At 56.7% G+C, this 11,637-nt stretch carries 10 protein-coding genes; 8 read left to right on the top strand and 2 right to left on the bottom strand.

The window, feature by feature from the left end; translation table 11 throughout:
- Window positions 1–8: 8 nt before the first annotated feature.
- The 5 genes from DHV10_RS12465 to DHV10_RS12445 all read left to right on the top strand — a co-directional run bounded on the left by DHV10_RS12465 (window position 9) and on the right by DHV10_RS12445 (window position 4,955).
- The gene (locus DHV10_RS12465) at window positions 9–977 is read left to right on the top strand and encodes an ABC transporter ATP-binding protein (RefSeq protein WP_109486709.1); all 969 of its coding nucleotides are present in this window, start codon (window positions 9–11) and stop codon (window positions 975–977) included.
- A gap of 3 nt (window positions 978–980) precedes the next feature.
- The gene (locus tag DHV10_RS12460) at window positions 981–1,853 is read left to right on the top strand and encodes an ABC transporter permease (protein ID WP_109486708.1); all 873 of its coding nucleotides are present in this window, start codon (window positions 981–983) and stop codon (window positions 1,851–1,853) included.
- Entirely contained in the window at window positions 1,850–2,803 is a 954-nt protein-coding gene (locus DHV10_RS12455; protein WP_109486707.1) for an ABC transporter ATP-binding protein, read from the top strand. The genes DHV10_RS12460 and DHV10_RS12455 overlap by 4 nt, the downstream gene beginning before the upstream one ends.
- Window positions 2,800–3,651 carry an ABC transporter permease gene (locus DHV10_RS12450; RefSeq protein ID WP_109486706.1) on the top strand — a complete coding sequence of 284 codons (852 nt, stop codon included), beginning with the start codon at window positions 2,800–2,802 and terminating at the stop codon, window positions 3,649–3,651. Before DHV10_RS12455 ends, DHV10_RS12450 begins: the two co-directional genes overlap by 4 nt.
- A 281-nt stretch (window positions 3,652–3,932) precedes the next feature.
- Window positions 3,933–4,955: an Ig-like domain-containing protein gene (locus DHV10_RS12445; RefSeq protein ID WP_109486705.1), complete on the top strand. Its 1,023-nt coding sequence runs from the start codon at window positions 3,933–3,935 to the stop codon at window positions 4,953–4,955.
- 75 nt (window positions 4,956–5,030) lie between these two features.
- Here DHV10_RS12445 and DHV10_RS12440 read toward each other — a convergent pair whose 3' ends face one another.
- The gene (locus DHV10_RS12440) at window positions 5,031–8,471 is read right to left on the bottom strand and encodes an acyl-[ACP]--phospholipid O-acyltransferase (protein ID WP_109486704.1); all 3,441 of its coding nucleotides are present in this window, start codon (window positions 8,469–8,471) and stop codon (window positions 5,031–5,033) included.
- Window positions 8,472–8,633: 162 nt separating this feature from the next.
- The gene (locus DHV10_RS12435; protein WP_109486703.1) at window positions 8,634–9,104 is read right to left on the bottom strand and encodes a single-stranded DNA-binding protein; all 471 of its coding nucleotides are present in this window, start codon (window positions 9,102–9,104) and stop codon (window positions 8,634–8,636) included.
- Between the two features lie 579 nt (window positions 9,105–9,683).
- Here DHV10_RS12435 and DHV10_RS27120 point away from each other — a divergent pair.
- From DHV10_RS27120 to greB, 3 genes are all read left to right on the top strand, one after another.
- Entirely contained in the window at window positions 9,684–9,836 is a 153-nt protein-coding gene (locus DHV10_RS27120) for a hypothetical protein (protein ID WP_162601475.1), read from the top strand.
- A 139-nt stretch (window positions 9,837–9,975) separates the two neighbouring features.
- Window positions 9,976–11,055, top strand: a complete 1,080-nt coding sequence (locus DHV10_RS12425; protein WP_239461595.1) for a glycoside hydrolase family 43 protein — start codon at window positions 9,976–9,978, stop codon at window positions 11,053–11,055.
- Between the two features lie 4 nt (window positions 11,056–11,059).
- Window positions 11,060–11,629 carry a transcription elongation factor GreB gene (greB, locus tag DHV10_RS12420; protein ID WP_109486701.1) on the top strand — a complete coding sequence of 190 codons (570 nt, stop codon included), beginning with the start codon at window positions 11,060–11,062 and terminating at the stop codon, window positions 11,627–11,629.
- Window positions 11,630–11,637: the final 8 nt, after the last annotated feature.

Below are 11,637 nucleotides of genomic sequence, written 5' to 3'. Positions count from 1 at the left end.
GGATTCGCATGGGCGTGATTGCACTGGATCGGCTGGAGGTGCGGCTTGGCGGCCGCACCGTCCTCAGCGGGCTGACAGGAGAGCTGCGCGGTCGCGCCGTTGGACTGCTCGGGCCGAACGGTGCCGGGAAGTCAACGCTGATCAACACGCTCCTCGGATTTCACGAACCCTCCGCTGGCACCGCCAAAGTGCTGGGGATGGATGCTCGAACCGATCGGATGCGTATCCGGCAGAGCGTGGGCTACATGCCGGAAAACGACTCCTTCATCGGAAACATGAGCGGCGTTCGCTTTGTACGCTACATGGCCGAGCTTTCCGGGCTTCCTCCCGCTGCAGCGCTGGAACGCGCGCACGAGGCGCTGTTTTACGTTGGGTTGGGCGAAGTGCGCTATCGCAAGATCAGCACCTACTCCCTGGGAATGAAGCAGTTGATCAAGCTGGCGCAAGCGCTCGCCCATGGCCCGAAGCTACTGATCCTCGATGAACCCACCAATGGCCTGGATCCCACCGCGCGACAGCGCATGGTCCAACTGATCAAAGAGATTCGCAAAGAGGGAAGCATGCATATGCTCATCTCCTCGCACCTTCTGCGCGACATAGACGAGACCTGCGACGAGGTGCTGATCCTGAAGAAGGGCACGATCGCGGCGATCTCGAATATTGAAGAAGAGCGCCGCTCTCATCGCAACTTCATCGAAATGGAGATGACAGGAGATACAGAGGCCTTCGCGCAAAAGATGAATGCTCTCGGCTGCGAGTGTGCCCGCTTTGCAGGAGGCCGCGTCAAAGTGGTGATGCCCGACGCGCTGAGTCAGCGTGACCTTTACATCACAGCTGCTGAAACCGGGGCGGAAATCCGGCGAATTCAGACACGCCGTGACTCGCTCGAAGACATCTTCCTGCGTGCGATGGAGTACGAAGGAGTGATGCCCCGGGATGCTCAACAGCCGGCCTTTGTTGACGGAGGGAAAGGGTAACGCATGTCCGTCTTCCAGCATGAGTACCGGCCATACGAGGGACCAACCACTCCGCTCTGGAAACGCCCGGTTGTGCTTGCACGCTACGGGCTCGCGGAAGCCTGGGGTTCAAAAATCACCATCGGTCTGGCTGTGCTGGCGTTGCTGCCCTGCCTGGTCGAACTCGTCCTGATGTATTTGGCGGATAATCCGCTTGCGAAGATGCTCGTCGTGGGCAACAGCAAAGTGCTCGAGATTAATGAGAGATTCTTTTTCAATCTGCTCGAGGTCCAGAGCTGGTTCGCGCTTGTGCTCGCTGCATGGATCGCGCCCAGGCTGGTCTCCTTCGATCTTGGCGACAACGCCATGCCTATTCTGCTGAGCCATCCGATCTCGCGCTTCGGCTATGTACTCGGTAAGTTTATCGCCCTCGTGCTTTCTCTATCCTACGTAACGTGGATCCCTCTTTTGCTGCTCTTCGTTTACCAGTGCTATGCCTCGCCCGTGCCGTGGGCTGTGGGACACCTTGGCGTTGCATTCGGTCTGTTCACCGGCGCACTCGTCTGGATCGTCGTATTGTCGCTCGTCTGCCTCGCAGTATCATCATGGGTAAAGTGGCGGGTGGTTGCGACCGGAGCAATCTTTGCCGTCGTCTTTGTCCCGGCCGGTGTTGGCGGCATGGTGAGCGCGATTCTACGCACAAGGTGGGGATTCCTGCTGAATGTGCCGGTGGTCATGAGCGAGCTCTGGATGCGGCTGCTCGGAGTCCCGCCATTCGGAAATCCCATGTTCTGGTTTCCGAATATCGCTATAGTTTCGGTCTTGGTCGTCACATCGTTATTGTGCGTGGCCGTTCTTAACGCCCGCATCCGTGCGCGAGAGGTGGTGCGCGGATGAGTGCGGCCATCGAAACAATTCGCTTTGAAAATGTGTCGAAGTTCTACGGCGAAGTTCTGGGCGTCAATCGCATCACACTCACTCTTTCTCCGGGAATCACCACTCTCGTCGGTCCCAACGGCTCCGGCAAGACAACGCTGATGAATCTGATGACCGGACTGGTTCAGCCATCCCGCGGCAAAATTTCCGTCCTGGGCCTTGAGCCCTCGAACGCGACAGAGTTTTTCTGCAACGTCGGATACTGCGCGCAATTTGATTCTTTCCCCCGCGGACTCACAGGTTTCCAGTTCGTGCTGGATAGCCTCATGCTCTTCGGAATGAGCGAAGAAGATGCGCATGCTCTGGCCGTCGAAGCGCTCGAGCGGGTACAGCTGGATGCAGCAGCGGCGCACCGCAACATTGCCGGATACAGCAAGGGCATGCGCCAGAAGATTCGTTTGGCACAGGCCATTGCGCATCATCCGCGTGTACTGGTCCTCGACGAGCCGCTCAACGGCCTTGATCCGATGGCGCGAGCTGAGTCGCTTGCTCTCTTCCAGGAGCTTGGGCGGCAAGGTATGCACGTCGTGATCTCGAGCCATATTCTCGATGAAGTCGATCGCGTATCTGACCGTGTCGTTCTGATCACCGGGGGCTACCTTATCGCTCAGGGGAATATCCACGAGGTCCGTCAGGAAGTCCGCGACAAGCCCATGCAACTGCTTATTCGCTGCGACAAGCCTGACCTGCTGGCTTCAAAGATGTTCGCGGTGAATCATTGCGTCGAGGCCCGGCTTCACGCGGATGGAGCCGGTATCTTCCTGCGGACCGGAGATGTCGATCAGTTCTACAAAATCCTGAATGAAATCGCCATTGAAGGCGCGGTCAAGATCGAAGCTGTTGCGCCCTTCGACGACAATGCCAACGCGATCTATCAATATCTCATCGGTTCCGACGGGAGCGCGGTATGACGGATTTGATCAGAACAGTCCAGCAGCAGCCGTGGTCTCTCTGGTGGATCCAGTTCCGCCGGTTTGCACGGATTGAAATTCGCCGCAATCTGATCACAAAGCGCGCATGGTGGATTTACTTTCTTGCGTTTGTGCCGGCGGTAATTATCTTCATTCATCTGATCGTCGACAGGCACCAGCCCTCGTCCATGACTGAAGACACGAACATACTCGCCGGCATCGTTCAGCTCTACTACGTCCGGCTCGGCGTCTTCTTCGGATGCCTTGGAATCTTCTCACGTCTCATTCGCGGCGAGATGATCGAGCGGAGCCTCCACTACTACCTGCTTTCTCCAGTGCGGCGCGAAGTCATCCTGCTCGCCAAGTTCTTTGCTGGTTCGGTAAGCGCCGTGGTTCTGTTCGGCGTGGCCCTGACATTCGATTTTGTGCTGATGTATATCGGATATGGCGGCGCGGGGCAGGATTTCATGCTGCACGGTGCCGGTCCAGGCCAGTTCGAGGCTTATCTGCTCATCATGGTGCTGGCGTGCCTCGGTTACGGCTCGCTCTTCCTGATGCTCAGCCTGATGTTCCGCAATCCGATGCCTGGAGCGCTTTTGCTGTGGGGATGGGAAGCGATCAACCCCGTCATGCCCTCATTGCTGCAAAAATTCAGCGTCGCCTCATATCTGCGTCACCTCATGCCGGTCAGTGTTCCGGCCGAAGGAATATTCGCTCTTCTTACGGTTGAAACTGAACCCGTGGCCGCGTGGGTTGCCGTGATCGGCCTGCTCGCCCTCATTGCGGTGGTGCTGATCTACTGCTGCATCAGAATGCGACGCCTTGAGATCCGCTACACAACAGACTGAGCGCGTAGAACCGGCGCCGTTGCATGGACGTGTAGACCCCCCCACCGTTCGACCCTGCTTCTACTTACAAGTGACGATGGTCACTCAAGCTGCATAAAACGCGGTTTTTGGCGTTGACGCTTTAGTTGTACTCCCGTAATTTCAAAACATCAATCCAGAGATTGCGGGTCGAGTAGATCTGAACAGAGAGTGCCGGGCGCACCGTTAAGAGGCGTGTGTCCGCTTCTCGAGCAAGGGATCTTGCAAGCCGTTTCTGCGCTCGGGGAAGTGGAAGTGCCCGAATGAAATATTTATTCGCAGTATCTAGTCTTGCGCTGATCGTCTCAGCAGTGCCCGCGTTTTCCAGCGTTACCGTTACATCGCCCACCAACGGCTCTCAGGTGAGCTCGCCTTTCAACCTGGTTGCGACCGCGTCCGCGTGCTCCGGTCAGTCGATCGCATCGATGGGCTATTCCATCGATAGCAGCACGAGCACAACCGTCTTTTACAGTAGCGCCATCAATGCCACGGTCTCGTCCTCGTCCGGTTCGCACACCTTGCATGTCAAGTCATGGGGAAACCAGGGTGCCGCATGCGTTACCGATGTAGCAATCTCAGTGGGCTCCGGATCGACTTCAACATCGGCCATCTCACCGTCAGGCGCGACGGTCGTCTCCGGCCTTCAGAAATCAAACTACTATTGGAAGCAAGCCAGCGACTCGGGTACCAATGGCATCTCCAGCGGGTCGATGAGCGTGACCTCTTCTCCCTCTCTCAGCGGGTCTACCCGCAAGTTCGTCACCAGCTATCGCTACTCAGGCGGCGAGCGGTATTGGACCTCATTTGGCGCAGACACAAATGCGCACAATTTCCTCTACGACGTCTATGTCTATCTGGACTCGACGGCAACGGATATCGCAAATATCGAGATGGACATGAACCAGGTGATTGGCAATGGGCAGACGATCATCTACGGATTCCAGTGTGATGGCTACACGAGCACCTGGGACTACACCACGAACGCCGGGACGCCTGATCATCCGGTCGATGAATGGCTGCACTCCTCGGTTCCCTGCAATCCACGTAACTGGACCAGAAATACCTGGCATCACGTCCAGGTGGCCTACTCGCGAGACAACAGCGGCAATGTGACCTACAAAAACGTGACATTTGATGGCGTGCAGAAGAGCATCAACGAGACAGTTCCGGCGGCGTTCGCCCTCGGATGGGGACCGACTCTGCTGACCAACTTCCAGATTGACGGGCTTGGCGGCTACGGTACTGCGAACGCATACATCGATAACCTGACAATCACACGCTGGTAGCAGACGACCATTCTGAGCGAAGGCCTCACGCGCGATGCAAATTGCAGGATTCGCGCCTGAGGCCTCATTTTTTGCTTAAGCCATTGCAGACGCCAGAGCCTTTACCCCGCGCAGATCGATCTTGCCGGTGCCGAGAACGGGCAGCGCTTCAACATGGAAGAACTGATTGCTGCGAGGCTTCCAGAGCGCCGGCAAATCGCACTGGGCAAACTTCTCGATCACCTGCCCCAGCTTGTCGTCGGAAAGCGTAGAGACCACCACGATGCGCTCGCCTTTCTTATCATCCGGCAGAGAGGTAACGGCAAAAACCTGTTCGGTGACCCCAGCGAGTTCCTGAAGCTTGTCTTCGATCCGAACATGCGGAACCATTTCGCCCCCGATCTTGCTGAAACGCGACAGCCGGTCGGTGATGGTGAGAAAGCCGTCGTCTTCAAGCACCGCCACGTCTCCCGTCGTATACCAGCCATCGTGCAGCACCTCCGCCGTCTTCTCAGGCCTGCCGAGATAGCCCTTCATCACGTTCGGGCCTTTCACTAGAAGCATGCCCGGTAGCCCCGGCTTAACAGGCTCGCCGGTCTCGATGTCCACTACCTTCACCGTAATTCCCGGGAGCGGATGGCCGATCTTCCCGCGGCGTGAGCCGACTTGGCGAAAACCCGGCGCCCGGAAATCTCGTGTATTCACAGTCACCACCGGAGAGCACTCCGTGCAGCCGTAGCCCTCCAGCGGACGAATGCCGAACGTGTCCTCAAACCCGAGTGCAACGCGGTCGGGCAGCTTTTCCGCTCCCACAAGCACATACTGTAAGCTGCCGAAGCTCTCCGGCGAACACCGACGCATGTAGGCCTGCAAAAAAGTTGGCGTTGCAATCAGGAACGTGACTCGATACTGAGAAACCAATTCGCCGATCACTTTGGAGTCCAGCGGATTGGGATGGTAGACCACGCCGATCCCGTTTGCTGCTGGCATCCATAGCGCAGCCATGAATCCGAACGAGTGAAAGAATGGCAGAATGCCAAGGATCCGATCGCCGCTACCCAGCATGAAAACCTGCGATACCTGCTGAATATTCGACGCGATGTTGTAGTGGGTCAGCATCACTCCCTTTGGATCGCCGGTGCTGCCGCTCGAGAAGATCACCGTCGCCAGGTCATCGATGCTGCGCCGCACCGGCGAGGCTCCGATGACCCTGCGAAGCAAATCCTGTGGCGCTGCCACCGCAACCGCAAATGCAAGGAGCGTTTCAAAGGCTCGTTGCGACGCCAGCACATCTTCCAGAAACAGAATGCGTCCGGGAATCTCCAGCTTTGGGAACCGCTCAACGAAAGCCTTGGACGTGATGACGACATCCACGCCGCACTGCTTCGCACATGACGCAACTACCTCGCTGGAGGCGGTGTAATTCAGATTCACGGGAACGCGACCCAGCAGAGTAAGTGCATAGTTGGTCAGTGCTCCTCCCGCTGATGGGGGCAGCAGAAGCCCAACCATTTGCTGGTCTCCGATCGCCGGCCGAATTCGCCGCGCAAGATAGATGGCCTTCGTAAGAGCGGAAAAGAAACGAACCTTCGGCGTTTTGCCATCCGCCATCATGAAACGCAACGGGAAGCGGCGGGCTGTGCGCACAAACGCGCGGTCGAGCGTGACCATCCGTCCTTTGCGCTGCACGAATGCTTCCGCCTGAAGTCCCTGAACGGCAGAACGCACCTCAAGCGCTGACGACGTTGATGGCATTGCAGAGCCAAAGCTTACCGTGACTGGGTAAGGGATCCGGCGGGGCATCTTCCATAGGAATCGCCCGCGTTCGAAGCTGAAGATACTGCCCCACACACCGTCAAGGTTCACGGGAATAATAGGAACATCAATACCTTTGATGATGCGCTCTAGTCCTCGGCGGAAGGGAAGCATCTGGCCCGTTCGCGTAATCTGGCCCTCCGCGAAGATGCAGACAATTTCATCGTTGCGCAGCGCATCACTCGCAGTTCGCAGAGAGCGGATCATCTCCCGCGGCCGCTGCTCGCCGGAGATAGGAATAGCTTTCAACATTCTGGCGAACGGATATACGAAGCGGTTCTCGTAGATACCCTTGTACACCAGAAAGCGGATAGGTCGGTCGGTTGACGCAATGAGCAGTGAGGCATCCACAAACGACATGTGATTGCACACCAGAAGCGCCCCTGATCTATCTGGAAAATTATCCCGCCCGAGAACTTTGACACGATAAATCGTGTGCGTGAGGAAGAAGAGAATCAGCCGCCCGAACCACTCTGGCAGTAGGAATAAAACGTAAGCAGTCCCTGTTGCTGTGATCAACGATGCCGCCAAGATCACGCCACGAGGATTGAGGTGAACAAACTTCGTGAACACGAAGTATGCACCGGAAGAGATTGCGATGCCTACAAACGACAACAGATTTGCAGCGGCGATGATTCCGCCCTTATCCGCCTCGGCAGGGCGATGCTGGATCAGCGCATTCACAGGCACGGCAAAGAATCCAGCCCAGAATCCAAGAGTCGCAAGAAGCACAGCCGATCCGCCTAGACCCACATGCGTCGTACCCAGCGCAATGCCCGTGCAGGTCATGCCAATCGAACCCAACGGAATCAAGCCATATTCGATCTTGTTGCTGCTGATGAGTCCCGCAATCATGCTGCCGATTCCGATACCCACGGCGAGCGCCGCGTTCAGGTAGCCAGTCTTTGTCTGACCTACGTGCAACACATCTGGTCCGTACACAACAACGGTAGAGAAGAGCAGCGAACCAAGAAACCAGAAGTACGTGTTGCCAACCACCGCGAGGAAGAGTGGTCGATCTTGCTGCATCAGCTTGACCTGTCGCCAGAGATCGCCGACGAAGTTCGCGTGAAACTTCTTCTGCGGTGCTGCCGCACCGACGCGATCGATTCCCAAACTCGTTCCAAGCCCGGCGCATGCAAAAGCGATCAGAAGATAGCCCGCATAGGCCTCACGTCCCGCAAATCGCTCGGCCATTGCGGCTCCGGCGACGGTCCCCAGAATAATTGCCAGAAAAGTTCCCAGCTCGATCACGCCATTACCAAAGGAGAGGCGCTTGGCCGGCAGCAACTCTGGAAGCAGTCCATATTTTGAGGGTCCGAACAGCGCTGCCTGCGTTGCGACCAGTCCCAGCGCGAGCAGCGTCAGGCTTCGCATGTGCAGCCCCAGTCCGGCGGCGGCGATCGTCATCGCGCCGATCTCCATTATCTTGGTCCAGATCGTCACCTGGCGCTTGCTGAAGTGATCGGCCAGCCATCCGCCCGTCATGCTGAAAAGCACAAACGGCATAGAAAACAGGAAGGTGACCATTGAGACAAAACTGTCGCGCTGGTCTTTCCCAAGTCCCATGCCGACGATCATCGCCAGCAGGAGGTTGCGTAGGACGTTGTCGCTGAACGCACCTTGGAATTGTGTTGCGATCAGTGCCCAGAAGCCGCGCTCGCTGCGTCGGGCCTCAGAGATTGCGGGTGCTTCAAGAGCATCGGAATCGGCGATTGACATGGTGGTTTTTGGTTTAAGTTCCGATGATTATAGTGGCATCTTCCTCGCCCGCTGTATGGCACCATCGTGACACTACCTGGACTGCACCAAAAAAAGGCTCTAAATGGCGAACCGCCCGGTAAGGGGCGGTTCGCGTTGCTTCGGCGTCTGAGCTGGTGTCAATTAGAACGGGATATCGTCATCTGAGATCTCGGCCGACTGCGCATACTCGTCTTGGTGTGCGGGCTGCCTCTGATCCATTGCGCTCGTCGAGCTGGACTGCCGGCTATACGGACTTGCTCCTCCGCCCCCGTCATCTCGTCCAGAAAGCAGAGACAGGTCATTCACGATGATCTCGGTTCGATACCTCTTCTGGCCGGACTCTTTATCGTCCCAGCTACTAGTCGAAATTCTGCCCTCGACAAAGAGCTTGTGCCCCTTCTTGACGTAATCGCGCACAATCTCCGCGGTGCGCCCAAACGCCTTCAGGTTGTGCCATTCTGTACGATCCTGCCAATTACCCTGGGGATCCTTCGTGCGATCGCTGGTAGCCAGGGTAAAACTCGCAACCATGGTTCCTCCGCCCGTGGAACGGATCTCCGGATCCTTTCCAACGTTGCCGAGAAGAATAACTTTGTTTACTGACTTTGCCATAAACTCTCGCCCCCCTGCCCGCTGTCCCCTGCCTGATTCTCGTCGGTACTGCCCTTGTGGGCTTCACGAACCGCTGCCGCGCCAAATCCTCGATGTCAGCCGGAGATGCTAACCTCCGTTGACACAATTGAGGAGGGCGGAAAACTCCGCAACACAGTGAACTCTGCAGAGAACTCCTTTCCGTGAATTCCTTTACGGTCTCTGAAAGTATAAATCTTCAGTCTTGGGCACGTACTCGGCGGAAGCCGCCCTTTAGCTCTCGACCAGTGGATATTCATCTCATCCGGGTGCGACATGCGGACACCGGCGTAGACCAGCCGAAAACAGATCTGAAACCTAGCCGCTCGTGGTCAAGGTTTGAATCGGAGACGGTTAACGAGCGTTCTTGCAATCAGTGAGCAGGCATTACCAAGCAAGCACTCGCAAAGCAACGTGATCCGGCTCTACCCATCACCAGGGATTCGGAAATCAGCAGGGCTGGCGGAAGCCCTGTCGAATAGCTTGCAAGTGCCTCCATTTCATGGTGGTTGCAACAACAACGCTATCGTTCCAGTCGCCGTTCAGGATCCTCATCACGCCATGCCTGCCGGTACCGATCACGCTTGGCTGAATGGCTCCTACGAGTACATGAGTGACGATCCGAACTTCAATCCCAACGGGCAGCTCAATGGCGACTGGAATCAGCTCCAGCTGGTCCGTCCGCAACCGTTATCTCCAAGCTCCGGCCGGTAGGGGGATTGAAGAGAACTACTCGAACAAAACACAAGACCCTTAGGTTCTGCGAAGGAACAGGGGAGTGAACCGAACGCCCACGCACATTTCAGGGATCAGGTCGGCATCGGCCTCAAACTCGGATCATAAAATCGAATTAATGTCCGTTCCGCGTTGCCTCTCCAACCTCCTCTTGCTTGGGATGACCTGCACAACACTGCCGCTCTATCCGCAGTCAACCGCAGCCTTGTCGGCGCAGGGCTACTATGCTGATCCAGAGGTTCGGGTATTCGAGAACCAGTACTGGATCTATCCGACTCGCAGCGTCTCTGCCGATGACCCCGTCATCGAGCAGCCTGCCTTCAATGCACTCCAGATCGAGCTGCGCAAACAACATGTGATCCATCAGGACTATCTTCTTCAAACAGGCCTGGACGATTTCTCATCTCCCGACCTCATCCACTGGACCAGGCACACCTCAGTGCTTAGCATCGAGAATGTCAAATGGGCTGCGTATGCCGTCTGGGCCCCATCTGCAATTCACCTCAACGGCAAGTACTATCTCTTCTTCGCTGCCAACGACATCCAAAAAACAGAGAAATTCCAGGGAGGCATCGGCCTTGCGGTGAGTGATAATCCCGGCGGGCCTTTCATCGACACTATCGGGAAACCGCTGATTGGCCGCTTCGAGGATGCAGCGCAGCCTATCGATCCCATGGTTTACCGCGATGACGACGGCTCAATTTACCTCTACTTCGGCGGACAAGGCCATTGTGTAGTCGCGCGGCTCTCCAATGATCTGAAGCAAGTGATTCCGATGTCGGATGGGCAACTCTACAAAGAGATCACGCCAGAGCACTATGTTGAAGGGCCCTTCATGATCAAACGTAAAGGCGTCTACTATTTCATGTGGTCTGAGGGTGATTGGGGCGGCGCTGACTATGGCGTGGCGTATGCTCGCGGCAACAGCCCCAGCGGTCCTTTCACGCGCGTAGGAAAGATCCTGCAAAGCGATCCCGCCATCGCCAAGGGCCCAGGTCACCATTCCGTGCTGCACATTCCGAACACCGATGATTGGTACATCGTGTATCACCGTCATCCTCTCAACTCCGAAGGCATCAGCAAACGCGTCCTTGCCATCGACAAGATGGTCTTTGATAAAAACGGCAACATTGAACCCGTCGTCATCACAAAAGATGGTCCGGCTGCGCGCGTCCTGACCTCGCAGAGGAAGGACTAAGAAGATGCGCAAAGGTTTCACCAGAAGACCGAGACCAGATGATTCCGGGCCGGAAGTCAAGAACTACATAACCCCCGGCGGACTGCAGCGCCTCAAGGACGAGCACCGCTTTCTACTCACCCGGGACCGCCCGGCTGTGGCGGAGATGGTAGCTTGGGCTGCGGGCAATGGCGATCGCAGTGAAAACGCCGACTATCAGTACGGCAAGCGCCGCCTGAGGCAGATCGACGGCCGAATTCGTTTTCTCACCAAGCGAATCGAAGCGGCAGAAGTGGTAGATCCCGAGGCTCCACGGTCGGGCCAGGCTGCCCTCAGAGCGTTCTTTGGCGCTACTGTACGCTATGCCAACGAAGCCGGAGAGGAGCGATTGGTAAGCATCGTCGGTACCGACGAAGTCGATCTCACTCGAAACCACATCAGTTATGTCTCTCCTTTGGGGCGCGCGTTGATGAAATCTGCAGAAGGCGACGAAGTAGTTCTGCGAGCGCCAGGCGGCATTGAGCATCTCACCGTGCTGGAGGTGCACTATGAGCACATTCCCGTTGAGCCATTTCGTGAACCGCCTGGATCCTAGGCCTCGGC

Source organism: Occallatibacter savannae (genome assembly GCF_003131205.1).
In the GTDB taxonomy this organism is placed as follows: Bacteria; Acidobacteriota; Terriglobia; order Terriglobales; family Acidobacteriaceae; genus Telmatobacter; species Telmatobacter savannae.
This window is presented reverse-complemented; position numbering and strand designations above follow the sequence as displayed.